Origin of the sequence: Pseudomonas sp. GGS8, from assembly GCF_024168645.1 — a bacterium.
Classification (GTDB): domain Bacteria; phylum Pseudomonadota; class Gammaproteobacteria; order Pseudomonadales; family Pseudomonadaceae; genus Aquipseudomonas.
This window is the reverse complement of sequence record NZ_JALJWF010000001.1, coordinates 1,884,147-1,910,919: the sequence shown is the minus strand read 5'-3', so window position 1 is coordinate 1,910,919 and position 26,773 is coordinate 1,884,147. Positions and strand designations below refer to the sequence as shown.

At 56.4% G+C, this 26,773-nt stretch carries 19 protein-coding genes; 9 read left to right on the top strand and 10 right to left on the bottom strand.

Annotated features, from left to right (window positions below; all coding sequences use genetic code 11):
- The first annotated feature begins 103 nt into the window (after window positions 1–103).
- Complete coding sequence (gene lpdA, locus J3D54_RS08355; protein ID WP_253417480.1) at window positions 104–1,504, top strand: dihydrolipoyl dehydrogenase; 1,401 nt, start codon at window positions 104–106, stop codon at window positions 1,502–1,504.
- A 52-nt stretch (window positions 1,505–1,556) separates the two neighbouring features.
- Here the strand turns inward: lpdA and J3D54_RS08350 are convergent, their stop codons facing one another.
- Window positions 1,557–2,030, bottom strand: coding sequence for an Lrp/AsnC family transcriptional regulator (locus J3D54_RS08350; protein WP_253417479.1), 474 nt, complete (start codon window positions 2,028–2,030; stop codon window positions 1,557–1,559).
- Between the two features lie 144 nt (window positions 2,031–2,174).
- Here J3D54_RS08350 and J3D54_RS08345 point away from each other — a divergent pair, with 144 nt between their 5' ends.
- Window positions 2,175–2,804, top strand: a complete 630-nt coding sequence (locus J3D54_RS08345; RefSeq protein WP_253417478.1) for a LysE family translocator — start codon at window positions 2,175–2,177, stop codon at window positions 2,802–2,804.
- Window positions 2,805–2,807: 3 nt separating this feature from the next.
- Here the strand turns inward: J3D54_RS08345 and J3D54_RS08340 are convergent, their stop codons facing one another.
- From J3D54_RS08340 to J3D54_RS08310, 7 genes are all read right to left on the bottom strand, one after another.
- A complete protein-coding gene (locus J3D54_RS08340) occupies window positions 2,808–4,940 on the bottom strand; it encodes a hypothetical protein (protein ID WP_253417477.1) in 2,133 nt (710 codons plus the stop codon).
- Complete coding sequence (locus J3D54_RS08335; protein WP_253417476.1) at window positions 4,927–6,120, bottom strand: DUF3142 domain-containing protein; 1,194 nt, start codon at window positions 6,118–6,120, stop codon at window positions 4,927–4,929. The genes J3D54_RS08340 and J3D54_RS08335 overlap by 14 nt, the downstream gene beginning before the upstream one ends.
- A 128-nt stretch (window positions 6,121–6,248) precedes the next feature.
- Window positions 6,249–6,626 carry a DUF6124 family protein gene (locus J3D54_RS08330; protein WP_253417475.1) on the bottom strand — a complete coding sequence of 126 codons (378 nt, stop codon included), beginning with the start codon at window positions 6,624–6,626 and terminating at the stop codon, window positions 6,249–6,251.
- Window positions 6,627–7,002: 376 nt separating this feature from the next.
- The gene (locus tag J3D54_RS08325) at window positions 7,003–9,033 is read right to left on the bottom strand and encodes a pyridoxamine 5'-phosphate oxidase family protein (protein ID WP_253417474.1); all 2,031 of its coding nucleotides are present in this window, start codon (window positions 9,031–9,033) and stop codon (window positions 7,003–7,005) included.
- 64 nt (window positions 9,034–9,097) lie between these two features.
- A complete protein-coding gene (locus tag J3D54_RS08320; RefSeq protein ID WP_253417473.1) occupies window positions 9,098–9,724 on the bottom strand; it encodes a glutathione S-transferase family protein in 627 nt (208 codons plus the stop codon).
- A 131-nt stretch (window positions 9,725–9,855) separates the two neighbouring features.
- Window positions 9,856–10,758, bottom strand: coding sequence for a LysR family transcriptional regulator (locus tag J3D54_RS08315; RefSeq protein ID WP_253417472.1), 903 nt, complete (start codon window positions 10,756–10,758; stop codon window positions 9,856–9,858).
- Window positions 10,759–11,068: 310 nt separating this feature from the next.
- The gene (locus J3D54_RS08310; protein WP_253417471.1) at window positions 11,069–12,328 is read right to left on the bottom strand and encodes an abortive infection family protein; all 1,260 of its coding nucleotides are present in this window, start codon (window positions 12,326–12,328) and stop codon (window positions 11,069–11,071) included.
- A 264-nt stretch (window positions 12,329–12,592) separates the two neighbouring features.
- Here J3D54_RS08310 and iteA point away from each other — a divergent pair, with 264 nt between their 5' ends.
- The 7 genes from iteA to J3D54_RS08275 all read left to right on the top strand — a co-directional run bounded on the left by iteA (window position 12,593) and on the right by J3D54_RS08275 (window position 22,673).
- Window positions 12,593–13,765, top strand: coding sequence for an anti-phage ATPase IteA (gene iteA / locus J3D54_RS08305; RefSeq protein ID WP_253417470.1), 1,173 nt, complete (start codon window positions 12,593–12,595; stop codon window positions 13,763–13,765).
- The gene (iteS, locus tag J3D54_RS08300; protein ID WP_253417469.1) at window positions 13,722–16,001 is read left to right on the top strand and encodes a S8 family anti-phage peptidase IteS; all 2,280 of its coding nucleotides are present in this window, start codon (window positions 13,722–13,724) and stop codon (window positions 15,999–16,001) included. Before iteA ends, iteS begins: the two co-directional genes overlap by 44 nt.
- Window positions 16,002–16,354: 353 nt before the next feature.
- Entirely contained in the window at window positions 16,355–17,665 is a 1,311-nt protein-coding gene (locus J3D54_RS08295) for a metallophosphoesterase (protein ID WP_253417468.1), read from the top strand.
- Window positions 17,666–17,667: 2 nt separating this feature from the next.
- The gene (locus J3D54_RS08290; RefSeq protein ID WP_253417467.1) at window positions 17,668–18,762 is read left to right on the top strand and encodes a GTPase-associated system all-helical protein GASH; all 1,095 of its coding nucleotides are present in this window, start codon (window positions 17,668–17,670) and stop codon (window positions 18,760–18,762) included.
- A gap of 67 nt (window positions 18,763–18,829) precedes the next feature.
- Window positions 18,830–19,789: a hypothetical protein gene (locus J3D54_RS08285; RefSeq protein WP_253417466.1), complete on the top strand. Its 960-nt coding sequence runs from the start codon at window positions 18,830–18,832 to the stop codon at window positions 19,787–19,789.
- Window positions 19,789–20,649, top strand: coding sequence for a hypothetical protein (locus tag J3D54_RS08280; RefSeq protein WP_253417465.1), 861 nt, complete (start codon window positions 19,789–19,791; stop codon window positions 20,647–20,649). The genes J3D54_RS08285 and J3D54_RS08280 overlap by 1 nt, the downstream gene beginning before the upstream one ends.
- Window positions 20,649–22,673 carry a hypothetical protein gene (locus J3D54_RS08275; RefSeq protein ID WP_253417464.1) on the top strand — a complete coding sequence of 675 codons (2,025 nt, stop codon included), beginning with the start codon at window positions 20,649–20,651 and terminating at the stop codon, window positions 22,671–22,673. The genes J3D54_RS08280 and J3D54_RS08275 overlap by 1 nt, the downstream gene beginning before the upstream one ends.
- Window positions 22,674–22,949: 276 nt before the next feature.
- Here the strand turns inward: J3D54_RS08275 and J3D54_RS08270 are convergent, their stop codons facing one another.
- Complete coding sequence (locus J3D54_RS08270) at window positions 22,950–24,635, bottom strand: TniQ family protein (RefSeq protein ID WP_253417463.1); 1,686 nt, start codon at window positions 24,633–24,635, stop codon at window positions 22,950–22,952.
- 457 nt (window positions 24,636–25,092) lie between these two features.
- Window positions 25,093–26,760, bottom strand: coding sequence for a TnsD family Tn7-like transposition protein (locus J3D54_RS08265; RefSeq protein ID WP_253417462.1), 1,668 nt, complete (start codon window positions 26,758–26,760; stop codon window positions 25,093–25,095).
- Between the last annotated feature and the right edge of the window lie 13 nt (window positions 26,761–26,773).

Here is a 26,773-nt window from a genome sequence, read left to right as displayed (position 1 = left end):
AAGCCTTGACCGAAATGGTGAGAAACGCACATATTACGTTCGTAATTTTTTATTGAAGACTACTTTTTATCGATCCCGTCCCTCTCTATCCAGGAGTTGCACCATGAGCACCTATGACGTCGTGATTCTGGGCGCCGGCCCAGGCGGTTATAACGCAGCGATTCGCGCCGGGCAGTTGGGCTTGAAAGCGGCGTGCGTGGAAGGCCGCGCCACCCTCGGCGGGACCTGCCTGAACGTCGGCTGCATGCCGTCCAAGGCATTGCTGCATGCCTCCGAGCTCTACGACGCGGCCATGGGGGCGGAATTCGCCAACCTCGGGATCGAGGTCAAACCTGCACTCAACCTGGCTCAGATGATGAAGCAGAAGGATGAAAGCGTCACAGGGTTGACCAAGGGCATCGAATTTCTGTTTCGCAAAAACAAGGTCGACTGGATCAAAGGATGGGGCCACATCGACGGGCCGGGCAGCGTCACGGTGACCGACAATCAGGGTGGCAAGACCCGGCTGAGCGCCAAAGACATCATCATCGCCACCGGTTCCGAGCCCACTCCCCTGCCGGGCGTGGATATCGACAACCAACGTATCCTCGACTCCACGGGCGCGCTGTCGCTGGCTGAAGTACCGAAGCACCTGGTGGTGATCGGCGCTGGAGTGATCGGCCTGGAACTGGGTTCGGTATGGCGGCGCCTGGGTGCTCAGGTGACGGTCGTCGAATTTCTCGACCGGATCTGCCCGGGTGTGGATGCTGAAGCCGGTAAAACCCTTCAGCGCTCATTGAGCAAGCAAGGCATCCGCTTCAAGTTGAGTTCGAAAGTCACCAGCGCCACCTCCTCGGCGAGCGGTGTTCAACTCAGTGTCGAACCGGCCGCAGGTGGCACCGCCGAGCTACTGGAAGCCGACTACGTGCTGGTGGCTATCGGCCGTCGTCCTTACACCCAAGGCCTGGGGCTGGAGAACGTCGGCCTCGCCACCGACAAACGCGGCATGCTCGCCAACAAGGGCCACCGCACCGAAGCCGCGGGGGTCTGGGTGATCGGTGACGTCACTTCAGGGCCGATGCTCGCCCACAAGGCTGAAGACGAAGCCATGGCCTGCATCGAGCAGATCGTCGGCAAGGCTGGCGAGGTCAATTACGACCTGATCCCCAACGTGATCTATACCAAACCGGAGCTGGCCAGCGTCGGCAAGACCGAAGAACAGCTGAAGGCCGAAGGTCGCGCCTACAAGGTCGGCAAATTTCCCTTCACCGCCAACAGCCGGGCGAAGATCAACCACGAAACCGAAGGCTTCGCCAAGGTACTGGCCGATGAGCGCACCGACGAAGTCCTCGGCGTGCACCTTGTGGGCCCGAGCGTCAGCGAAATGATTGGCGAATATTGCGTGGCCATGGAGTTCAGCGCCTCGGCCGAAGACATCGCCTTGACCTGCCATCCACACCCGACCCGCTCCGAGGCCTTGCGTCAGGCGGCGATGAATGTGGAGGGAATGGCGACGCAGATTTAGAAAGTTCAAACGATCGCTGCCTGCGGCGGCTCCCATGCAGGCTGCGATCTTTTCAGTTGGGCAAATGCCCCAACGGCAACGCCCCCGGCGTCTTCACCGTGTGAATTGCAAAGTTGCTGCGAATATCACTCACACCTGGCAATTTCAGCAATCGCCCGGTGAGAAAACGGTCGTAGGCGCGCAAGTCCGGTACCACAACTTGCAACAGAAAATCCGATTCTCCGGACACTAGAAACGCCGAAATCACCTCAGGCAATGCCGTCACGGCCAGGCGAAACGCTTCGGCTTGTTCATCGTTATGCCGTTCGACCTTGACCCCGACAAACACCGTCAGCCCAAGGCCCACTTCATCTCGATCGAGATTGGCCTGATAACCGCGAATCACACCCGCCTCTTCCAGCATCCGGACCCGACGCAAACAGGGCGAGGCCGACAAGCCGATCTCATCGGCCAGTTGCACGTTGCTCAAGCGTCCGTCCCGTTGCAGCGCCGCGAGGATTTTGCGGTCGTAGGCGTCCAGTTTCATGGTTTGGCAGATCCTGATGGTTCGATCGTCACAAACTGGCAGGTTATGCCAAATATCCAAGCTTTAGAAGCTGACTACGCAACCACCTGCCCTGCCCCTCGGCCGTAGACTGACCGCACCGAATCGACAACGAATGGGGGCAACATGACAGAACTCTGGCTGTTTTTCATGGCGTTGACAGTGGTGTACCTGTTGCCCGGCCCGGACATGATTCTGTTGTTGCAGACCGGCGCGCGTCAGGGCAAAGGCGCGGCGCTGGCCACGGCGTTGGGGCTGGGCGTGGCGCGTGGTTGTCATGTGGCATTGGCTGCGTTGGGTTTGGCGACGCTGTTCAAGACTGCGCCCTGGACCTTCGACGTGGTGCGCCTGGTCGGCGCGGCGTATCTGTTGTGGATCGGCATTCAGTGCCTGCGCACCACAATGCTGCCGCGCTTGAACGGTACAGACGCAACGACCGAAAAACCGCATTGGCGCGAGGCGATCCAACGCGGCTTGCTGACCAACCTGCTCAACCCCAAGGCGCTGCTGTTCTGCTCGGTGCTGTTGCCGCAGTTCATCGAACCTCACGCCGGGCCAGTGCTCGCGCAATTTGCAACGCTGGGCGTGATGCTGGTGGGTGTCGGGTTGTTGTTCGACAGCGCCTACGCGCTGGTCGGCGCTGCGCTGGGCCGTTGGCTGCAACGCAGTCCGTCGGCCCAGCGGGTACAGCAGTGGTTGTTTGGCAGCCTGCTGATTGGTTTTGCGGTGCGGCTGACCTTTGTTCAACAAGCCTGATGACTATCGTGCATTGCGCCGGCGTCGGTTGATCAACACCAGCGCAATCGCGGTAAACCCCGCCACGCTGCCCATCTGCAGCCACTTTTTATACGGTCGCAATGCCGAGCGGACCGGGCTCAGCACCTGGGTAACGTAACGTTTGTCTGCGTTCTGGAAATCCGGATAAGGGCATTGGTGACCGAAATTCACCGCCCAATCCACGTACGGCCCTTCCTTCACATAGCGTTGATAGAAGGCGCTTTCTTCTTCAAGGCTGGTGTTCCACCCCGCCGCCGCACACAACACCGCCGCAAAAGCCTGGCTGGTATGAGGCAGATTATCGGCAGCACGACTGGCCAAAGCCGTTGCGACATAACGGTAGTGATAGCGCTCATCGGGTTGAGCGGCGCTGGCTTGCTGACGCAGGACTTCATCTTCAGCCACTAACGGACCGACCTTTAGCTCACGGCTCTCAAGGCTGTAATTACCACTCAATGAGGCGTAATCCGGCGCCATTTCGTAGCCGAGAATCTCCATTCCCCACCCGCGCATCAGCCAACCCGCGTTAAAAAGGGCAGCAGCACGCTTGGTCGGCCACCAGGCAGCGTCCGCCTCCTGACGCAATTGCCCATACGCCTTGGCCTTGTTCTGCAAATCGACGTTGTCAAAGTAAGCCGGAGCCTCATCGTAACGTTCTTCACGTAACAAACGCCGCCCGAGCAGATTGCGCAGGCTCGCGGCGACCGGCAACGGCACATAATTGTCACGATCCTGCTGGCTGAGTGGTGGCGGTGCCGGCACCTGGGTATCGACGTACTGTTTGAGTTCATCGAGGGTCAGCACCCGCTCGGCCACGGTGGCTGCATCGAACCAGTAGATGCTCTGACTGCGATAGAGCTGATCGAAGGCCTGCAGATAATCCCCGCGTTGCAGGGCCAGAATCGCGCTTTCACCCTCGACCCGGCATTTGGGCTGGAGCGTTTCGTAATCCCAGTCGGGCGTCCGCCGCTCGCCCCAGGACTCGTTCTGCGGGAAGGCCTGGGCCGCCTTGGCATAAGCCGCGGCGGCAGCGCTTTTATCGCCATCACGCACCGCCAGTTTCGCCCGCAGCCACCACGCGAGGCCACCGTCACCGGCCTGTTCGAGGAAGGCTTTGGCGCTGGCGTAATCGCCCTGTTGATAATTCATCGCCGCCAGGCGATCGGCATTATCCAGACTGCCACGGGTGCTGCTTTGCAGCAGTTTGATCAGTTTCTGTTCGTTCGGCGGTTGATCACCGAATGACCAGCCCAGGCGACTGATTAACGATGCCGTCACCAGTTGCTGCACTGTTTTGCCCTTGAGCAATTCGGCCAGTTGATCATCGGGCATCGCCGCCAGATCGGCCATCAACAGCTTCAGCGAGGTGTAGCCCACCGCCGAGCCGTGAAGGTTCTGCGTGGCGTAGAGTTGGATGGCGTTGTCCCAGTCGCCCGCGGTGCGGGACACTCGCGCCTCTTCGCCGAGGCTGGCGACACCCAGTTCCAACGGGTCGCTGAAGCCGTCGATGTTCAGTTGACGGGTCTGCTCAAAGGCTTTGCGGGACTGAGCCAACAGGTCCGGGCCGGCGCCTGCTTCTGAACTCATGGCAAACAGCGCCCGGCCCAACGAGTACGCCGCCCAGGTGCTGCGCAACGGGCGTTGATCGGCCGGCAGCGCCAGCACTTTCTGGAAATAGTCGGCGGCCAGGCCATGGTCACCGGCGTTGAACGCCACGGCGCCAGCCAGATAGAGCCTGTGTTCGGCCGGCAGGTTCGCGCCTTGCTCTTCAACCTGACGGGCATCGGTCAGGCTGCGCAGTTGTTTCACCAGCGCTTGTTGCTCAGGCGTCAGACCGGCCTGTTCAGCGGTATCGCGCTGATCGGTGTAATCGGGCGCGTCGCCGTAACCGTCCCCCGGAACGTTGGTGGCGGCGGTGACATTGTTCAGTCCCGCGATGGCATGCCCGAGGCGGTTGATCTCAAGGTTGAAGTTACCTTCCGGCAGTTCCGCCAGCGACTGGCCACGATTGTCTAGCAGGCGCATGGGGAAGTCCGGCCCGCAGGCCAGCGCCGAACCCAACGGCAGGCTGAGGCTCAGGCAAAGCACATGGCGGGGCCAGTTACGGGTGAACATTCGAACCTCCTTGATCAATGTGTGCACAGCGTGCCCAACCGATGGCGCGTTGCCCGCCGGCCGGTATTCGACCGTCGCGCAGGCGGCTGAAGGTAAGCAGATCCGGGCGCTGTTGCAACGCATATCCGGCCAGCGCATCGGCGCCTTCACAGCCCTGCACCGCCAGCGTCAGGCGTTCGGGCCAGGCACTGTCGAGGTTGCCTTGGTTGCTGAGGCTGATGTCGTAGAGGCCGTCCTGCGCCGAGAGTTTCAGCCCCACATGACTGTCGAGCGTATCGCCGCGCGCCACAGCGCCCAGCGTCGTCAGGCTCCAGGCCCTGCGATCATTGGCCAGGGGCAGGCGAAACCAGATAAGCCCGGCCAGATGGGCCGGTGGATCGGCGCGCAACTCGGCGCCGAGCTTGCTCAGTTGCTGCGGGTCTGCCAGCAACTCCCGACGTTCGCCGCCTCGCTCGATGGGCACTTCGCTTTCCACGACCGGCGCGCCCCCGGCCGCCGGCAACAGCGCCACGCCATAAGCCGGCAGCGCCAGATAAAACGGTTTCGATGTGTTGCGACTCCAGGCCCTGGCCCACTGCCGTGTCTGATCCGGGTCGAACAGCCCACGCCGTGGATCGCTCACCGCGTGCACCTGCAACACGCTGCTGTCGACCGTCGTTAGGAGCGCCGGCAATTCAGGGCCGTCGAGCCAGGCCGGCAGCGCGGTGATGCTCAGTGGCAAGGACGCCGGCAGAACGGCACGCAAATGGGTGAGGAATTCGCGGTAGGCCGGTAACCGGGCGTTGCCCGCATCGTGGTCGATTTCCACGCCGGACAGGGTCAGCCCCTGCCCTTGCCAATCGCTGAGCACTTGCTGGATCTGCGCCGTGACCTCGTCCCGGTCTAGCCCGTTGAGCTGGCCATCCAGACGAACCACCGCAATCAGCGGTCGGCCATCACGCTTGAGCAGCGTCGGATCGATCCGCGCCCGGCTCCAGCCAGACTGTGGAAATGCCTGCAAGGCCAGCACGCGCAAGGTCGAGAAGTCGGCGCGGCTGTCACGCAGCGCGGCGTCATGGGCCGGCGTCCATTGCCGTTGCCAGACGTAGAGTTGTTGATCGAGTGGTGGCGCGTCCGATTGCTCGCAACCGTTGAGCAACACGGCTGCCAGCAAAACGATCAAGCGTGTGAAAAAGACCATGAAAACCAATCCCTGAAATGCAAAAAGGGCCTCCCAAGGCCCTTTTCGCTCTGCTCCCTACCCTACTCAGCTATCGGCTTGCGGGCAATGATCACCTGACTTTTCGCCACTACCGATCCCACATCAAATCAGCTGTGTGGCGCAGGTTTTGGTATGGCGACGTTATCCAGCATCCGGTTCACCGCCAGTTCCGCCAGCATGACGATCTGTTGAATCGCCATCGCCGTGTGCCGGTGCGGCCCTTCCAGATACCCCGCAAAGTCACTCGCCATCACACTGGCCTGGGCCAACGACTCACAGGTGTGGGCCAACAGGTCTTCGTCTTTGATATCCGGCGCAACCATAAACATCGTGCTCGGCTTGCGGGCGACCGGTGCTTTGAGGGCCGAGGGGTTGAGGTAGTGATCGAGCGCACGCTCGGCGGCTTCGTTGAGTTTTTTTGAATCGAGGGATTCGTAGGGGGAAACGTCGTCCGCTTCGGGCGGATTTGGTGTTGCTTTGAACATGGTGACACTCCATTCGAGAACTGGAGTTCGCCAACACTGCGACCAAGCAGAAGGGTGGCGAACCGTACGCGGGTTGGTCGACCAGGGAATGGAACCCGGCAGGGCCTAAGCCCTCCCACGCACAGCTCGCCATGAAGCAAGCACAAAAGTGCGCCATTCTAAACCTGGGCGACCAAACCCGATCACTGAATTTGCAGCGACCCCCAAAGCCTATCCACTCCATTTCCCACCCGACAACCGTCAAAACCTGTCGGAAACATCCCCCAAAATCATCGTCTGTAGGACTGCCAGAAGATCAAAAGATCGCCGCCTTCGGCAGCGCCTACGCAGGATTTGTTTACACCCTGTAGGAACTGCCGAAGGCGGCGATCTTTTTCTAAAGGTCGAGCACCAACGGCTGCGAACCCTGCGCCGGCACCGCACAACAAATCAGCACCTCTCCCGCATCGGGAACCTCTGCCGGGGGCTGTGGATAATTCACGTCTCCACTGATCAACCGGGTTTTGCAGGTCCCGCAGGAACCGCCGCGGCAACTGAATTCCGGGCGCAGGCCACGGCTCTCCGCCAACTCCAGCAAACTGCCGCCGTCCGGCTGCCAACGCGCTTCTTTGGCCGAGCGCTGGAACACCACGGGCACCGAAACGGTGGCGGCCGGTAATTGCTCGATGACCACCGCGTCCGGGTCCGGCTGGCGACGCAGCGTCGACGGGCCAAAGGTTTCGGCATGAATCCTTGAATCTGTGACATCCAGATCCCGCAGGCCGTCGTACAGCCCCTGGGTAAAACTTCCCGGACCGCACAGGACAAAATCCACTTGGTCGTAGTCCTCCACCTCAAGAGTGGTCTTGAGCCAGTCGGCGTCGATGCGCCCTGTCAGGTCGTAATCTTCACCCTCACGGGCATCGGACTCCGGCTGACTGAGCAAACGCAGCACCCGCACCTCATCACCGAGGCCGTCGAGCAGGCGATCCAGCTCAGGGCGAAACGGTTGATCGGCCAAGGTCCGCGAGCTCTGGAACAACCACACAGGGCGGATGCGCCGCGTGCGCAGGCCTTGATAAACCACCTCTCGCAGCATCGACAGCAGCGGCGTGATCCCCACGCCGGCGGCCAATAGCACCAGCGGCCGACGCTCACTCGGCGCCACGGTGAAATGCCCTTGAGGCGCGCGGGCTTCAAGCACATCGCCGACACGAATCTGCTCATGCAGGTGCGAGGACACCAGGCCTTCACGCTTCACGCTGATACGGAAAAAGTCATCGGATGGCGCGCTCGACAGGCTGTACGTGCGGATATGCACATCGCCTGCGATGTTGAACCGCAAGGGCAAATGTTGCCCGGCCTGAAACACCGGCAATCCGGCGCCATCGGCAGGCTCCAGATAGATCGAACGGATGTTGTGGCTTTCCTGCTCGATGCGCATCACGCGCAGCGGCCGCCAGCGATCCCCCAACGCTTGGGCTTGCAGGCGTGCGTTGGCCTGTGCCCAGGTGCCGGTCAGCAAACTGGTGGGCGACACGCCGTCAAAGCGCCAGCGCAAGGCCAACGCCGCGGGCCGACGCACCACGTGCTCCACCTCGAATGTCCACAGCCGCTCGGCCCCTTGAAAGGCTTCGATCTGCGGCCCTTCGAGGATGACTTGCGTGCGACCGCTGAGGTGCAGCAGGTCGCCCGACTCGAAATCGATGAACAGCAAACCGGCCCTAGGGTTGATCAGCAGGTTACCCAAGGTATTGAAGAACAGGTTGCCGGCGAAGTCCGGGATGGTCAGGCGATTGCCCTCTACCTGGACGAAACCGGCCTGGCCACCCCGATGAGAAACGTCCACCGAGCGTTGGCCATCAACGTCCACATAGCTGGCGACAAAGAAGGTATCGGCGCCGGCGATCATGGCTTTGGCCGTGTCATCCAGCTCATTGAGATGCTGCGTGATACGGGTCGCCGGATCCGCCAATGGCACCGAGCGAAACTGGCGCAATTGAATGTATTGCGGGCAATTGCCGAAGGATTGCTCCACCGTCACCTCGAAGCCGCTCGCCGTTACAGCACCGACTCGACCATTGAGACGGTTGCGACGTCGAGTGTGCAGCTCGATACCGAGCAGCCCGATCGCCGCCCCGTCTTGCAGTTGTGCGGGGTCGTCATGGCCGGGCAGGCTGGCAAACTGTAACAGCCCGGGCTCGGGGGACTTCGCAAAACCCGGCGCCCCTTCAAGAATGCTGGCCCAAGGGTTGCCGTCAGCATCCACCGCGCCGTACAGCATGAACGGCAGTTGCTGATAGAACGTGCGGTGCTGATCCGGCATCTCGCGGCGAATCACCCTACGGCCCAATGTGTCCATTCGCTCGGCGACGCCCACGTGAGCCTGCAATTGTTTCTCGCCTGCGTGCCAAGGTGAATGTTCCATAACGGCTTCTCCCCTGCGCTCATTGCGCAATAAGAACAGCCCGGCTGAGCTCGGGCCGTGAGCATCAGGCAGTTTTTTGCAAACCGGCAACGGTGCGCGGCATGCCGACAAACCCTGGCAAGGCTTCAATCCGCGCCAGCCAGACGCGGATGTTGGCGTAGTCATCCAGCGACACATTGCCCTCCGGGGCATGGGCGATGTAGCTGTACGCGGCGATGTCGGCGATGGTCGGCTCGCTGCCGGCCAGATAGGCCGTTGCGCCCAGTTCCTGATCAATCACTTTGAGCCAGGTGTGGGAATAAGCGATCACCTCTTCAGCGTTGTAAGGCGCCCCAAACACAGTGATCAGCCTTGCCCTGCCGGGGCCAAAGGCAATCGGCCCGGCGGCGACCGACAACCAGCGCTGCACCCTGGCCGCACCAACCGGATCGGTTGGCAGCCAGCGACCGTTGCCGTATTTCTGCGCAAGGTAGACCAGGATCGCGTTGGAGTCGGCCAATACCAGGCCTTGATCCTCAATCACCGGAACCTGGCCAAACGGGTTGAGCGCCAGAAAGTCCGCTTGCTTGTGCGCGCCCTTGGCCAAATCGACGAAGATCAGCTCGGTCGGCAGTTGCAACAAAGACAGCATCAGCTCGACACGGTGAGCATGGCCGGAACGTGGGAAGTTGTAGAGTTTGATGGCTTGCATGGTCGATTCCGCTGGGTGGTGGCGCCGTTCAGGAAAGATCGGCGCCGATAGGGGCCCATCTTCCACCCGCAGCCAAAACAACAGAATGACCAGCAAATGCAATCCATTATTTCAGCCAGCGCAATAACCCTTCAGCCGTGCAGGGCCGGGTGTTCGCGCAGCACCTTCACCGCGAAGTCCACAAAACTGCGAACCCGCGCCGGGGCCTTGCGCCCGCCCTGGTAGACCACATGAATGGGCAATGGCGGCAGTTCGAAGTCAGCCAGGACGATTTCCAGTTCACCGGTGGCGATCTTGCTCGCCACTTGATACGACAGGACTCGGGTCAACCCCAGCCCCATGGCGGCGGCTGTGATAGCCGCTTGATTGGCGGAGACCACCAGACGCGGTTCCGGGCGAACGCTGATCGGTTCTCCCGCTTCAAGGAACGGCCAGCTTCTGGGCTGCCCGATGGACGAGGTGGCGATGATCGGGGCACGGCTCAAATCTGCAGGATGCCGAGGCCGACCATGGTCAGTCAGAAAACCAGGGGAAGCGCAGATCACCCGCCGCACTTCGCCTACTCGAATGGCATGCTGATTACTGTCAGGCAACTCACCGATGCGCACAGCCACATCAATGCCCTCCTCGACCATGCTCACCACCCGGTCGACCAGTACCGCGTTGATGCTGACTTCAGGGAATTGAGTCAGGTAACCGACCACGAGCGGCGTGACGAACAAATCGCCGAACAACACCGGCGCCGTGATCGTCAGTTGCCCACGGGGTTGGGCATGGCTCCCGGCGGCCGAATCCTCGGCTTCCTGCACCTCGGCGAGAATTCTCCGACAATCCTCCAGGTAACGCTGACCCGCCTCGCTCAAATGCACGCTGCGGGTAGTGCGCGTCAGCAACTGAGTGCCAATGCGCTGCTCAAGCGCCGCCACTGCCCGGGTAACGCTGGCCGCCGACATCCCCAAACGCCGCGCCGCCGCCGAGAAACCTTGGTCCTGGGCGACAGCGGCGAAGACCTGCATTTCCTGGAATCGGTCCATCGGATATGTCCTTCGTTCAGGTAAAAAAAATCGCAACCGTAGGCTGCGATTTTTATTGTTGGGTGCTTACAACATAGTCTGACACAAGCACCCCAAGAAACATTGGGCGAAACCGGAACGAATCGAAAGCCGGATCACAACATAGATTGACACCGCCACACTGAGCTTTTGAATAAAGCACTGAACTTCTTACAACATAGTTTGACACAACCATCATGCGCGACTACCAGACAGACCAGCGGCAGTGATACCGAGGGCTAACAGAGGCCAGGAGTGTTTTCTCAGCCAAGTGAGCCGAAGGATTCTTGTTCTAGTCGGCCTGCTCGAAATTCTGCGATTCCTCTCTGTACCGATGTGTCTCGGACACAAAATCGATGAAGGCCACCGCCGAGGCAACTGCAAGACGAGCGTGCCTCGGCTGAAGTCCGCGGTGCTGGCCATCCTTTCCGTGCCCAGTGCCATACAGACCTCTCAACTGTGCCAAGTTACTCGTGATGCTGGTTAGGTTGCGCAGAATCAACCGAATATTTTCAGCCCCCTTCGCTGCGTCGCTAACTCCCTCCGGCACCAGTTTAAGCGCCTTCGCGACTTTCTTGGTCAAGTCGCCCAGGTCGTCTGACTTGGTGAAGGTGATTTCACATTTAGTGAGAATGGACTTGCAGCAGGTCTCCACCAACTCCTTAGCTGTACCTATAGCCAATTCTGGGTCGCTATCTATGGCGTGCTCTAGACGCTCGATCTGCTTTGCCATCCATCCAGCGTTCAGCGCTTCCGCAACAGCCTTCGCTCGCACAACGGACCGGGCAGAGTTGTTCTCAATCGTTCGGAAAGCAAAGCGAGGACGACCAGCTATCAACTCTTCTTCGTACAACTCCCATCCGGCACCCTTGAGTTGGTCGTTGAGCTGTACCACGAGGTTAAGCGCTTCATCACGGTCGGGACGCACCAGAGGATGAACCATTTCACACAAGAAACGCAGAAACAGCTCTGCACCGCCATCCACAAGCTGAAAGCGACTGTCGTTGTAAACCCAATCGTTCTCCCAATCATCGTTGTTCAATCGATGCTGCCAGATATCGCCTGCAGCGTCCTTATAGCGGTGGTCTGTGGTTGGCAACTTCTCAAGCTCATAAAGTCGGCTCAAAAATTCAACATCGTTCAACCGGCCATACCACTTCACGTCGTCTAGCCGGAGGCCATCGAGGATGTTTTGACGTACCCTTTTCGGCAGTTCCGACGTACCAGATCGCCAATCCGCTCGAAATTCTTTGTCGAGGACGATCGCGGCAGAATAGTAATCAAATGGCTCATGCTCGGTGACAGCCTTGAGTCCAGCAGTGATCTGCTCTTCTAGCAGGCTCCGTTTTGCACCTAGGCGGACGTAGTCCAATGTTGGCACTCTGAACACGATGTCCCAATACTGAGTTCCACCATTCCAATTGTCCTGTCCCGAAAGCTCCGCCATGGCGGGATAGTCACGTACCACATCAGCTGCATCGTCAGCCCCGTCAGCCCGCAGAAGTGCATGCACTGTCGCCAAAAGCGGCTCAATTTGCTCTTTTTGCTCCATACCCACCCCATCAAACTGGTAACCCGATGATTATCGTAGTCAGCAATTGGGCTGGCCTCGTTGATCAGCACTCAAAGACCACGACACCAACGTAGCGCCAAAATGTTCGCACGAGCTCACACCATACGGTCTCCATCATACGGACTTCCGAGGTGGCTACACGCCATAGTGAATCAGGAGCCGATGAAAGCGAAACGATTTCAGATTAATACGCTACACTCACGCCGAAATCCGAAACAGTTAACCATTTGAGCGAATCATTCCGTGGAATACCTCTCCGAAATCTTGAAGATCCTAGACGGAGCTCTCAAGGCTAATGCCAGCATGGCCTCGAACTATGCGGGCCTTTTGGCAGACAAGCTGGAGAGCGATGGCGACAAAAAGCAGGCCCGCATGATCAGAGAGCGACTTGCCAGGGCTCCGGCGGCGCTTGCCAGCGCTCAAGATGCAGCACATGGTTTCAGCTTCTCAAACCTACCCACCGATGGTGAAAGTCATCTGCACACGGTCGATGTGAGTAATCCGGCGATCGATAAAGAGTCCCTCCTACTGCCCAGCGCTGTAGAGAGTCGAGTACAGGAATTCTTGGCAAACATCCGCAGGTTCGACGAGCTAGCTCGAGTAGGCGCAGCCATGGCTAGCCGTTTGCTGACTTACGGCCCTCCTGGCACAGGGAAGACCAGGCTCGCTCGCTACATTGCCGCGAATCTCGAGCTGCCGCTGCTGACTGTACGCTGCGACACCCTGGTGAGTAGCCTTCTGGGGCAGACCAGCCGCAACCTACGACGGGTGTTCGAATACTCTCAGCAGAGGCCCTGCATACTGTTCCTAGATGAGTTCGATGCATTGGCCGGCGCCCGCGGCAATGAGAGGGATGTTGGTGAGCTGCAGCGAGTGGTCATTGCCCTGCTGCAGAACATCGACGCAGTGCCAGAAAGCACGATTCTTGTCGCCGCTACCAACCATGATCAGCTGTTGGATCCCGCGATATGGCGTCGCTTCAGTTTCCGTATCCCGATGGCCGAACCAGATCTGGCGTTGCGCAAATTACTCTGGAGACAGTATCTGGAACCATTCAGCTGCGAGACTTTGAATCTCGACGACCTCGCTCACTTATCGGTAGGGATAACCGGCGCAAACATTGAGCAGGTATGCCTTGATACAAAACGAGCGGCAGTTTTATCAAATAAGTCCGGGATCGACGAGGACCAGCTATTTCGCCGGCTGGGATTAAATCTTGCGCTGACAAGTGGCCGAGTGCTATCTACTGTTGAGTCAGAAATTAGGTGGCTTAATGGATGGGCGCCAAGGTACTTCTCCCTGAGAACCCTAGGGAGGCTGTACGACCTATCGACTAGGCAAATAACAAAGATCCTCAAGGAGGAGATCGGTAGTGGCCCGCAAGAACACACCCGCACAGCAGCCATTGAATGCTAGGGTTGAGAATCCTTTTTTACACATCCCGTTTCAGCCTAAGGATCTTTCCTCTATTGAAGGCAATCCTGGCGGAGGTGGCAAAGAGCTCGTAGTAGTCGATGCCGCCTACCGGCAGGCGCTTTCCAAAAATCTCACAGACGCCCATTTGGTACTTGCCCACGAGCAGGTGCTGCATCCTCAAGCGTTAACTCACCTCGTACTCAAACTGCGTGAAAAAGGGATTGCGAAAAGCCATAGACCCACTGTGCTTGCGGAAGAAGCAAGCCTAGAGCCGGCCGGCCACGCGCGAATCGATGAAATGCTTGTCGGCGCATCAGCACACAGCCTGAGCGCATTGAGTCGCGTCATCCTTCAGCGCAACACCAAGAAGATCCGTTGTAATTTGAGTGCAATCGAAGCAATCCAACCGTGGGATCGTCAACGGAGAAATCCCGCGGGGAGCAAGCAATTGCTCGATCATGGGCGAGCAGTACTGAGACTATTCCAGTATCAGCATGACAGTCTTAACACCTTCAACTACGAGACAGTGCTACGCACGTTGAAATCACTGTCGTTGCCATTCGTCGAAATCGCCCAAGGTCGTGGCCTTCCAATCATCGGTATTCAGGATCTCGACAAGATTCAAGGCGATTCCTTGGACATGATTCTGGACTTTCCCGGCATCCGGTCGATCTACGCAGAGCAGGTATTCCGTCCACGAAACACAGTACTGAAACCCCAAAGCGGGACCTCTGCGAGCCAGGCCCAACCGACAGAACAGTCAATCGGCTTACCGACCGTAGCGGTCTTCGATACTGGGGTCAGTACAGACGCAAAGCTTATCGAGCACTACGTCAAAACCCGGGACACCTATGTCCTGCCTCCTGACACGAACTTCGAACACGGAACAGCTGTCGCCTCGCTCATCGCTGGCGGGGCTCACTTCAACGACAAGCATGCTTGGCTGCCAACAACGCCTGCCCAGATCCACGATGTCTGTGCGCTGGAGATCTCCGGCTCACATATGAGTGATCTGGAGCTACGACTTCGAGCTGCCGTCCAGCGCCGCCCAGATGTAAAGATATGGAACATCTCTATAGGGGGTGAGTCCTGCGACGAAAGTCTCTTCAGCGATTTCGCCATGACCCTGGATGAGCTGAGCGACAAGTACCAAGTTCTATTCGTAGTAGCGGCCGGCAACTACAACGACCTACCACGTCGGCAATGGCAGACTCCGTCGACTCTTGACGACCGAATTTCCTGCCCTGGGGAGTCTGTACGTGCTCTGACTGTTGGATCGATCGCGCACATCGATGCAGCTGACGCTCTCAGTGGTGCTGGCCATCCTGCGCCCTACTCGCGGTGTGGCCCAGGTCCGGTATTCACCCCCAAACCGGATATTACCCACGTGGGCGGTGGTGTTCATGCTCCTTGGAATGCTGGCTTGGCCAGCCTCAAGGTTCTTGGGCCTGACGATAGGCTGCATTACGGATTTGGTACGAGCTACGCTGCTCCACTCGCATCGAGCATGGCAGCTCATGCCTGGCAGGCACTCGTTGGTAGGCCGACGCTCAACCCTTCGCCATCCTTGGTGAAGGCGCTGATGATTCATGCTGCGCAACTCTCTTCGCCTGACTACGACTCCTTCCACCGGCGCTACCTGGGTGCCGGCCGACCTGATGATGTCCTAAAGGCGCTCTACGATTCTGATGACAGCTTCACGTTGGTATTTCAGGCCAACCTGGTGCCAGGGAACATGCGATGGCGAAAGACGCCTTACCCAATCCCTGATGTGCTGATTCAGGACGGAAAATTCCGAGGAGAGATCATCATAACAGCGGCCTATGCACCGCCTCTCGACCCAAACGCAGGTAGTGAGTACGTGCGCGCAAACGTCGAATTGAGCTTCGGTGTGATTACCGGCGATACCATCAAAGGCATGGTTCCGATGGACAGCGAGGAAGGTCAAAGCGGATATGAAATCGCCCAAATATCCTCTGGCAGCAAATGGTCACCAGTAAAAGTACATCGCAAAAGCTTCACAAACGGAGCAGCCGGAAAACAGTGGGGGTTGCAGGCAAAAGCTCGGCTTCGAGCGTACGAGCCAGACCTTACTGAAGCTTTGCCGGTGAGCATCATCGTGACCTTGCGATCGCTCGAAGGAGATCCACAAGTGCGGGCCGCAGGCCTAAGGGCTTTGAGCCAGTGCAACTGGATCAACACGCCACTTCCAGTACGAGTACCAATCCGTCTGTAGCCCCTAACCGGCGAGCTTAACTAATGCGTTGCTGCACATCCTTTGATGCAATTCCTGAACATCCTTAGCGGCTGATGTAGATGCGACCGTAGTCGTCAGTTAGGGATTGTGTAGAATTGCTTCCCCCCTCAGGCTCAGTTTCGGTGCCTGCTTGGAGTAGTTAGGATCTGCATCTGTGAGACAAAGGAATGAGGCGAATTCAACGGCTGTTTGTGAAGAGTTGTGCAGTTGGAAACATCACACCCTAGGCGACTGCCTGGTAGGCCTAGGTAGTTAGTCCCGCCTAGGCTCTTTCACACATAATTTATTGGCACGTGGCCGGGTCGAGCCAGTCGCGGCGAGGGATAGCGTTCATGTTGATGCTGCACATATCTGACATCCATTTCAAGTCACCAGAATGCCTCCAACCAGAGATGGATCCTGACTACTCGATACGCACACGTATGATGCGTGATCTTCAGGAACAAGTTAAAACGCTAGGTAAAGTGGGCGCGATTCTGATTGGGGGTGACATCGCCTACCGGGCGGCCCCAGCTGAATACCAGACAGCTCAGGTCTGGATAGAGCAGTTAGCGGACATCTCCGGCTGCCCTAAGGAGCGCATTTTTGTAGTACCGGGCAACCACGACGTGGATCGAGCGGTTATCAAGGCAAGCGTCCCAATTCAGAACGTGCAGCATGCGATTTCCTCTGCTTCACTTCAGGATCGCGAATGGAAACTAAGACAGCAACTTGGCGACGCCGCTAGCGGTCAGCTCTTGCTCGAAGCTCACGCCGCATACAACGCTTTTGCCGCTCGTTTTATGTGCCAAATATGGCCATCCAAACCATTTTGGCATCAAGACATCGTTCTCGACGCCGGTGTGAGCCTTAGGATCTATGGGCTGACATCTACACTACTGTCCGGTCGTGAAGGGCAGGATGACAAGGAACGGGGGCTTTACCTTAGCCCGCTACAAACCGTGCTCAATCCTGCACCAAACACACTGAACATGGTTCTATGCCACCACCCTATTGACTGGCTTGAGGATGGCGAGGTTGTCGAGGATGCGTTAAATACTCGCGCCGCCTTTCAAGTCTTTGGCCATAAGCACAAACAACGACTGCATATGGATGCAAGCTATGTACGCCTCGCAGCAGCCGCGGTGAACCCGTCCCGTCGCGAGCAGCCTTACAACCCGGGATACAATCTGATTCAGCTGAAGGTTGCCGGCGCTGGAGAGGAGCGACGCGTTGATGTTCGGGTTTATCAGCGCCGGCTGCAAGATGTTCCTGAAATGTTCATCGCTATGCAGAGTCCTCAGCGTAAAGATTACTTCGCTTCCTCTATATCGATCCCAGAAGAAGGCGATCTTCGCGGTTCCAGTTGTGACACTGTGACGGCAGAGACTCCAGCCACTAAATTGCAGGATCACTTGTCCGAATCACAGTCAATTCAAGACGCGGAGGCGACCATGGGTGAGGAAGATACCCGGGACTTGCTCTACCGATTCTGGAGCCTTTCAAGTAGTCAGCGGCGACAAATTGCAGTCTCACTGAACCTACTTGAGCCGGGCGAGATGAAGCTCCCTGAGCCGGAGCGATATGGGCGAGCCCTGATCCGCGCAGCACAGTTGGACATCATGGACAAGATCGCGGCTGAAGTCGCCAAACTGGAGAATTGAGCATGACAAAAGTCCCTGAGGTGAGTGCTGAGTTCGCGGGCTGGTATGCGGACGCGTTTATGAACGACAGCGAAATCATCGGGCGTAGGTGGAAAGGCGTGATCAACACCGCCACGGTCGCAGATGTCGATACCGTAGAGGTCCTAGTCCGTTACGCTTTTGCGACTGTGGCGGCTGCGAGCGGCGGCAAAGTCGAAGCCCTAAACAAGCAGCATCAGGCCCTACTTACCTCTCTGTCAGGAAACGGCTCGACCATTGATCCGAAGGACTGCCGAAGAGAGTTGCAACTCCTGTCAGCCGCCGTGCTTTCACTTTTGCTTAACAGAATGCCTGACGCTGCGATCGCGGTACTCAACGCTTCCTTCGAGGGAGCGCGTACCCCTGATTTGCCCATGGACCTCGTTGAACGTGCCCGAAGAGCCTTAGCCGAACTGTCCCGGACAAAGCACGAGCGCCCAACTGCCGAGGACTTCGAAATCAAACCGGCAACAGTAAAATTCGAGGTCTCGCAAGAGGCACTAGCTGAGATGTCGCCAACACTCTGGCAAAGCGAGCTTAACCAGCTTCGAGATGCTGCCCAAGACGCCTTGGGGGAAATCGTCAAGGGCTCAAACCATGTAACGAACAGTCTTTTACGCCAAGTCTGGCTAGGCGAAGAGGAGCTCCAGATGCTGTGGTGGTTGATCGGTGACCACAGCGGCACGCTCGGCAAGTCGTTTAGTGACATCGACGCCGCACTCAAACCGTTGATCTTGGGTAACGAGTTGGGTGCATTGACCAGTATATCGCCTGGGCCCGCATCGGTAAGATCGCTTCTGACCCGAGCAGGAGTCACCGCCACCAGCATCAAGGTATCTGAAGCAGTGAACGCCGCTGATGCTGACTGGATCACTGAGATCACGAAGTGTGCGAGGATTTCTCCCGTGACAACTCCTCTGCATTTCGCTCTAGAGAAAAGGGTCGATATGGGCTTCGATGATGCGTGGCTTCAGATGTGGGCCACCATGACCGGATTGCCATCTGAGGCTTCAATGCCAGCTGCTAAGCTCGCTGAGCTTTTCTATCGTGAGCATCTCTTCCTCCACGTAGGCGATTGATCAAATGGGGACTCAGCAGCTTGCATGTAAAAATGCCGATTGTAATTTTGCGTCTGATGGAAAATGCGTGGAAGGGTACGAGGTCGGAGAGTGCCCTCATGCCGGGATCTTATCCATTGATGATATCCCAGAAGCTGACGACACAGAGGCCCCATCTAAACCATCAGAGTCAACAATCGCGCTGTCGTCCGGTGAAACGCTCCGTCGCGAAGACGCTTCAGACTTGCAGCGCCGTTACATTTCGAGGTCGGTCAGCCTCATAGGACCCGCCGACTCGGGGAAGACTAGCTTAATCGCCGGCGTCTTCGATCTCCTACAGACGGCCCCCCTCTCAGGAGCAGCTTTTGCAGGCTCCTCTACCCTTATCGGCTTTGAGAAGGTGTGCCACCTTGCTCGGGTGGTATCCCGACGGGACATTCCGCATACAGAGCGAACAATCCGCGGCGCAGATGCAACGTTTTTTCACCTTGATCTGCATCAAGGAGATTTAGGGCTGATTTCCTTGTTCATAAGCGACCGCTCAGGTGAGGACTACCTGTCGGTCACAGACCAGATTTCTCAGGCCGATGAGTTCTTCGAGATAAGGCGAGCGGATTGCATAACTCTTCTAGTGAATGGCGCTCAATTAGCTGAGCCCAAGCAACGGCATGAAGTGAAAGCCATCGCACACCAAATCGTCGACGCCTTGGTCGAAGCGCGGGCGATTCGTGAAGGATGTCGGCTAGCGATCGTTTTGACCAAAAGGGATTCAGTGGTCGTGTCTGGGGATCCAACACGGGTGCTAAAAGATTTCGAAAGTTTGGTAGCCTCGATCAGAGATGATCACGCCACGTACCTGGGCGGAGTGGACTCATTCGCGGTTGCTGCATCGCCAAGGGATTGCACGCAAATCGAGCGGGGAGATGGAGTCGCCGACCTGTTGTCATACTGGTTGCAACCGAACAAACCTATAGTTGAGATAGTCAAAGGTTCACGCCCAGTCTTCGAACGTATGATTGACCGCCTGACCGATACGGGGGATGAGTGATGGACGGAGAAATTCACATTTCTATCGTGGGATTGCCCGGGTCAGGCAAGACGACGTTTCTTGCAGCTCTGTGGCACATGGTCCGTGAGGCCGGGTCCAAAACGGCACTATCTTTCGATCGTCTCAGCAATGGCAACTACGAGCACCTTAACAACCTAGCCAAGCGTTGGCGAGCCGGAAACATCCAGCAACGGACTCAACTGAGCGGTGCAAAGGATGTATCAATGCAGCTGAAAAATGGTGGTGGTCAGAAAGTTGAGGTGTCATTTCCGGACCTACCAGGCGAAGACTTCTCGCGGATGTGGGAGCGTCGGGATTTGGACAAGGGGACACTGGTAACGCTTAGAGCACCGGCGCTCGTACTTATCATCAACGGCGATACGATTAAGATGCCGGCTTGGCTCGCTGAGTGGAATACGTTGCGGAAGCAGATGGGGGCCGCAGCCCATAAGACGGAGCCAGTGGAGTGGAGTGCAGATCTTGCGCCGACTCAGGTACGGATCGTGGATCTCCTGCAGATGCTGATGTCTGGAGAACTAGATATTGGCGAGAGACGTTTGGCCCTGCTCATCTCAGCATGGGACAGGGTCGAAGGAGAAGAACTGACGCCGGCTGAGATTCTTGATAGTAAATTGCCTCTATTAAGCCAGTACTTACGCAGCAGCCGCGACCCTTGGATTTGGCAGGTGTGGGGGCTAAGTGCGCAGGGAGGTGTTTATGAGGATCCGGAAAAGGATGATAACTTCCCCGAAACCGATAAGCTTCGAGACTTGGAACGAGCATCCGATCGGATTAAAGTCGTAGACGACAGCACTGTCACTTCGGATATAACTAAGCCACTAGAATGGCTGATGAAATAATGTCCACAATTCTTGTCCATCAAGCGCTGCACGGCTATAGCGACGGTCACAGACTTATTTCCAGCTCACTTCCGATAGATATGTCGGATGCCCGCATTATGCTAGTTATGAGTGACCTATCGGGGCCGGGCCTAAAGCCGCCCACTGGTGGTTATCTGACGGGGTATCCTCTCGAAAAAAGCGGAAAATACGTTCTCGCGAGAACGTGGTCAGCACCAGAAATGCCTCGCCCTGGCTGCGTCTGGACTCACTCGCTAATCATCGAAAATGCTGACCTTGCTAGGCTGATTTCCGTAAAGCCTCTACTGGAAACATTCAGACGTCCCATAGATAAAGAATTAAAGTCTCGCTTTGTGGAACCGATTGCTGTTACGGCAAGTTCAACACCAATCGGAATCGACCCAACCGAGCGCATTGCATCAATTTTTCATGCTCTGTATTCGAATCCGACACATCAGGTGGTCATAGAAGCCACCGACCCTGTCGCAGACGAACAGGTAGTGACAAACCTCTGGATGCAGCAATGGCCAAGACTGCGCCGTTCGTTTGGCTTCTGCACGCTTTCAGGAATGGATCGATCCGGCAAGGGAATCGTTCTTGACCTACAGTTCGTGCCGGAGGCAGATCGTCAGCTCCGGTCGAAATTTCCGAACGCTATCGTGGTGGATGAGCTTGCCGCCTCGGAGGCTGTGATGCCTTTGTTAGCTGATTTAGCGACTCCATCTGCGTCGACCCTACGTGAGTTCCTTAAACGCATCGGGGGCGACGTTGATGGCGGACGACGCGCTATGTTGCCGTTATGTTCGCTATACGAAAGCCTGTTGGAACGTCATCCGCCAGATCTGGTGACTGCTGTTTCGGCGTTGTCGGCCATCGATAATGGCGGGAGAAAGCAGGCCCGGTCCATTCGCAAACTTGTGGCCTACCAAGCTATAAAGCGAACTACTGGCAGAGTAGATGATGCCGTATTCGAGTTTCTTCTCGAAATGTTGGAACAGTCCAACGATGCTGAAGAACAGCTGGAAATCGGTAGCTACCTTGGCATGGAGCTTTGGCGCCGCTCACCGAATCGTTTCCACTCTGCACTCGTATCAGAAGGCGTGTTATCTAGTGTTGCTTCCAACGCTCTAGCAGAAATGAAACCCGAGCAAATTATCTCAGGGCTCGAGCCCAGCGTTGTGAGAGAAATTGCGGAACGGCGCCCAGATATCATGTTGCTCCCAACCTTTTGGAAGAACCCTGGTATTGACGATGAATTGGCAGAACTCGTTTCACCTGAATACGCAGGTGAGGCAGCAAAAGCTATGCTCTGCGCAGCTAGAATCGGGCCAGCAATAACTATAATCAATAAGGCAGATGCAAAAGAGCTAATTCGCGCGCTCGAGTCGGAAAACGCTGATCCTGAAGCTGTCCGGGCATGGCTAGCTGCTTTATGCCGAGACCATAATATGCTTGCCACAGTCTTAGCCACTGGTGAGGTGCGGCGCATGGCGACGATTGTCACAATCGCCAGACACTCGTCCCCTGACGATGTACCTAACAGTTACGGAGAAGACCCTTGGCTGATCGCATTGCGAAGCGCTTCAGGTCCTATAAATCGATCAGACGAAAACTTTCTCGCTGCGTTTTTCTTGAGTCGAGCCTTGGGCTATAAATCTCGATCACAAGCCGAGTTGCTTCAGTATTCCTATACCACGGTATACAAGGGCTTCCAAGACCAACTATTTTCACGAGATACGGAGAAACTCGCGAACTGGCGGCTAGGGCGCGGTTCATGGCTCGACTGGGACAGCTGTTCGCGCCTGAGAGAGACGGTAGCGAAACGGTTCATCGAGCATAATCTCGAGCCAGAAATATTTGGTCGACTAACCGATGAGAATCCTCTTGAGATTTCTTTGATTGATGAGGCCGCGCACTCTAAGAAAGGCAAAGCCTATCTCAAACGAGTTTACGACGCGCTCAAGCTCACTGAGGAGCGGAAGCTAAAAGCCAGAGCCGAATATATCGATTTTAATATAAAGTAAGCTTGGATCTTCACCGACTCGTTAGGCTGTGGTTCGCAATCCCCGCGCGGCTCGCCGGTTTCTGTAAGTTTTGAGAGAGGGGATATCGTGCGAACGCTGAGATCTTGATGCGGAAGCCAGTCAACATAGGATTGCTGGCTTCTATTTTTCCTGCAAAAAAATCGGATTGAAGGCTTGGAGGTGTCTGCGAAACTAGGGGCGACTCAGTCAGCCATGGCCTCGCCGCAGTGCAATCTCGATACGCTGCCAGACGGCGCATTCCTCACTATCCTGGTCTCACATCGGCCCCGAGATCTCGACGCCGGGCCCCCTCCGACGATATGCATGTCCACCCAAAATCACATCGTAGCCGGGAGGGCCTTCCCAGGCCCGCGATACGCCGGTCGACTTGAGCAAGGCCTCTGGCTCAATGCCGTTTTTGACGAAATGCTCCAGATCCCACTCAAAGAAGCTGAAAAGTAATGGGAAAACTTGAGCAGGTACCGTTGAGACTAACTTGAGACTTCCAGTGTTCAAAGGAAGGTTTAGCCTTCTCATTTCAGCAATAGCCCACACCAGGCGCCTTAATCGAAAATGCCAGACAGACTCAAGATGACGCTCAACCATCTGAGTGACTAAAGGAAATTTCTGTTTACGAATTGCTGGTATAGGGTTCATGCGGATTGGAAGCAATTTCAGGAGATTGCCGATGTTTACACGCTTCTGATCTTTCGTAACTCGATACAAATCATCGACACTTGCTTGAATGATGTCAGCATATGACGGATCTCGTGGGTCGCTAGCCTCCTCTGCCGATATAGGCTCGTGTTTCACTGCGCGGAGTTTCGCCATAAGCCATGAGTTATCATGTTCTGTAATCCATCGAGTAGCTTGATAAGCATTCGCCCAGAGATGTTCTAAGTTAATGTCCGCGCGCAGCGCTATAAGCATTTCTATTTTCTGTCGATGCTGATCCTTCTTACTAGGCCGCCCCTGCTTAACTTTTGAAGGTATCCCAGAATTAGCGGCGCTAAAAAGAATTGACTCTTTTCTCAAGGACAATTCAAACTTTTCGACACTGCCGAACAGATGAAACGCGATAATCAAATGGCGGGCTAACGGCATATCGATCTGGCCTTTATAAACCCTAAATCTAATCCAGGTCTGAAGCTTCCCTTGGTCAAAAGCCCTGTCCATCTGCGACAGAACCTCATCCCCAAATTTAGCTCTAATGCTATCAATCAACTTTGTAGTACTGATTAGTTCGCCATGAGTGAAGCCACGTTTTCTAGTCTGCCGAACAAAGCAGGAGTAAAGAACTTTACTGCATACCGGTGGAAGATTATGTTGGAGAACTTCATACGCAAAAATTGCAAACTTCATCTCAACGTCCGATGCCTTCGTCCCTTCTGCAGCGTTTAACGGACTCCAACCGCATACACATTGTTCGGTTAAGCTCGGGAGTAATTTGTATCTCCGATAGAATGGGTGAGAGCACTTTGGGCAGGAATGAATAAGCCGCTCGCCATGACGCCAGCAGGCCATGACACCAGGCATATGGTGTGACCGATGCCAGTAGGCATAGCCAAGCTCCAAGAGATCCTGCTGTACGCAGCTGAGACAGATCCTGGCCTTTCCGTGAACCGTTACTTCTCGACGCGGTACACGCGCCACTTCAGAAACAACGCTCCCGTCAGCTCCTTTTTCCGTATCGTCGCGCATACCCAAAAAAGGCCGATAGGCTGGAAAAGTAGTGTTGATGCTGATGAGCTCGTCGAGATTGCGCTCTCTATCCCCCGGCAGCTTCGCTGCGAGTACCTCGATCTGTTTAGGAAGCATTCCGACGCCAAATGGAGTCGAGTCGAACAGATCATGAAAGGTTTCTGCTTCGGTTCTGTTACCTGACAGATAGTGATAGCGGGTGATACGAGAATGCAACATCTCGTCCGGCATCGACATAGGGAAAAAAAGTAGATCAGACATCAGTTACCGACTTACAAAGTGGGGCTCGGAAAGGACACACATCCCAGGATCAGCACCCTTTTTAACACACACCAACCTGTACCTGAGCAAGGATTTTCTTAATAACTTTCAAAAATGCAATGTAAATTAGCTAATGCTCTTTACACTTTCTTGTCGGTAACCGTGATGCACCTGAGTTAGATACAGAACACGTATAAATAAAAATATGCCGGCTTGGAGTGAGCTACTTACACAAAAGGTTTTCCACTTTTTCGAAGGGTGTATCTCTTACGCCCGTGGAATCGAGCTCAGTGTACTACTCGGCAGCTGGCAGACCTTCGTTGGCCCCTATGAACGCAAGCAACGATCGAAGCCATGTCCTTCTATGAAGCACGCCGGCGTTTAGGTAACCATGGCCGCTAGCCTCTCCCGGTGCGTCGCTATCGCGACCCATGCGATGCGCCCGATCATCACCTGACTATGTCCTGAGCCTGATGCTCGCAGCCCTGTAGAGAGACGAGTGGGTGACGGGCTTTCCCTGTGAGCGAAGCTTTTGCCTCGCCCACCGCAGCCGTCGATTGTGAAACTCTTCTAGGGACTCACAAGCCTCGATGAGTGCTGCTGCACAGAGGGGCAGTTTGGAGATTTGTTTTTCAAAACGGGAGAGCACATGAAGCTCTCGGCCTATCCTAGTACGTGAGATCCGGACAGGTTTTCCCGGCAAAGAGCGAAGAGCTCGGGCACATTGCCCAACTTGCTTGGCAAGTCTCACATCGAGAGCGGCGAACATGTCAGCGCTATCCGCTCTGTTTGCATGGTCGGCAGCTCGTTTCGCAATGCATTCTGTCAGCCAAGGCCGATCGCAACGGTACAGCCAAGCGTACCCCCGGCAGTCATGTGCCTTCTGCAAGCGATACTCAGCATCGAAGACCATTCGTCTTTCGCGGAGCTGGCTGATAAACCTTGCCTCTTTCCAGGCGTCTGACCCACCTTCCACGCCGCGGATGGTCCGGTAGACGTGGACCAGGGAAACCCCTAGTACGGAAGCGATCTTTCTCGCATCGGCTCCCGCGAGCGCATGTTCCCACACCGCCGTCGATATACAGTCCAGCCCCTCGATGGCAAACATCGGTGGAGCGCACTTTGGGAGTTGAGTGACAGCCGTAAGAGGAGGCGCTGTCTGTGGCTCACATAATGTCCCTTTACCCAGCACGTTCTCCATATTTACCCTCAGTGCGCTGGCCAACAGGATGTACTTGAGAGGATGGTGGGAGTCTCTTGGCTTGCGCAGTAGCTTAGTGACCCATGTGGCGGGGATACCCTCACGAGTCTCGCTGAGTACCGAATATTCCCAGGCATTCGGAAGTGTTAGGCAAAATGTAGCCATATGCTGCGCAAGGCGCCGTAGATGCAAGCGACGGGACTTGGAAGTAAGGTCGTGTTCGGCGGCCCCCTGCAGAAGCGTGGAGCGTACTTTGGAGATCGACAGAGCACGGACCTCAGATCCGAGCACCTGTAGTGAGCGCAGCGCTATTTCGTGTAGCGCCGGCAGACAGATCGATGGGACATGAAGCGGTATCGAGTGTGCTTGCACACTGTCATCGCCAGGCAGATTGAGTTGCCGAGAATTGCGACTGAACCAGCGATGATCCACGACGTTGAGCAAGGTGCCGTGATGGGGGCATACCAGAACGCCAGGGAGCGTGTGAACCCTATGCCAATAGGCGACTCCGACTCGAACCTGATCCTGGGCTACGCATTCTGGGCAAAAACGCGTTCTGCAAGCGAACTCGAGACGACTCGCATTGACTCCCAATTTGAGCATAAGCCCTGTTCCATCGCCGGCCATCAAAGCCTGGGCCTGATCTACTTGATCCTGGCTGACAAAGGGGGCGTAGTAGGGCAACAGCGTGTGACGCTTGATGACCTCGGCCACCGACAAGCCCGTACCGCAAGGAAGGGCATCGACTAAATCGTCCAAGTGACTTGGGAAAGCCACACTCTGCGAAAAAGCCGCTGGGGATCTTACTCCGGCGAAAGCTGCTTTGAAGCTGCGAACACCGCAAAGGCGTGCATAACGAGAAAGCACGCTGTGTAGTGTCTCGTCGGGAAATGCTGTGGGGAAGAAATGGAATTTGAGATCCATTTCACCACCTCCG

Coding starts and splice junctions, on each gene's coding strand:
- lpdA (WP_253417480.1), top strand. CDS start 104: ATGAGCACCTATGACGTCGTGATTCTGGGCGCCGGCCCAGGCGGTTAT.
- J3D54_RS08350 (WP_253417479.1), bottom strand. CDS start 2,030: ATGAAACTGGACGCCTACGACCGCAAAATCCTCGCGGCGCTGCAACGG.
- J3D54_RS08345 (WP_253417478.1), top strand. CDS start 2,175: ATGACAGAACTCTGGCTGTTTTTCATGGCGTTGACAGTGGTGTACCTG.
- J3D54_RS08340 (WP_253417477.1), bottom strand. CDS start 4,940: ATGTTCACCCGTAACTGGCCCCGCCATGTGCTTTGCCTGAGCCTCAGC.
- J3D54_RS08335 (WP_253417476.1), bottom strand. CDS start 6,120: ATGGTCTTTTTCACACGCTTGATCGTTTTGCTGGCAGCCGTGTTGCTC.
- J3D54_RS08330 (WP_253417475.1), bottom strand. CDS start 6,626: ATGTTCAAAGCAACACCAAATCCGCCCGAAGCGGACGACGTTTCCCCC.
- J3D54_RS08325 (WP_253417474.1), bottom strand. CDS start 9,033: ATGGAACATTCACCTTGGCACGCAGGCGAGAAACAATTGCAGGCTCAC.
- J3D54_RS08320 (WP_253417473.1), bottom strand. CDS start 9,724: ATGCAAGCCATCAAACTCTACAACTTCCCACGTTCCGGCCATGCTCAC.
- J3D54_RS08315 (WP_253417472.1), bottom strand. CDS start 10,758: ATGGACCGATTCCAGGAAATGCAGGTCTTCGCCGCTGTCGCCCAGGAC.
- J3D54_RS08310 (WP_253417471.1), bottom strand. CDS start 12,328: ATGGAGCAAAAAGAGCAAATTGAGCCGCTTTTGGCGACAGTGCATGCA.
- J3D54_RS08295 (WP_253417468.1), top strand. CDS start 16,355: ATGTTGATGCTGCACATATCTGACATCCATTTCAAGTCACCAGAATGC.
- J3D54_RS08290 (WP_253417467.1), top strand. CDS start 17,668: ATGACAAAAGTCCCTGAGGTGAGTGCTGAGTTCGCGGGCTGGTATGCG.
- J3D54_RS08280 (WP_253417465.1), top strand. CDS start 19,789: ATGGACGGAGAAATTCACATTTCTATCGTGGGATTGCCCGGGTCAGGC.
- J3D54_RS08275 (WP_253417464.1), top strand. CDS start 20,649: ATGTCCACAATTCTTGTCCATCAAGCGCTGCACGGCTATAGCGACGGT.
- J3D54_RS08270 (WP_253417463.1), bottom strand. CDS start 24,635: ATGTCTGATCTACTTTTTTTCCCTATGTCGATGCCGGACGAGATGTTG.
- J3D54_RS08265 (WP_253417462.1), bottom strand. CDS start 26,760: ATGGATCTCAAATTCCATTTCTTCCCCACAGCATTTCCCGACGAGACA.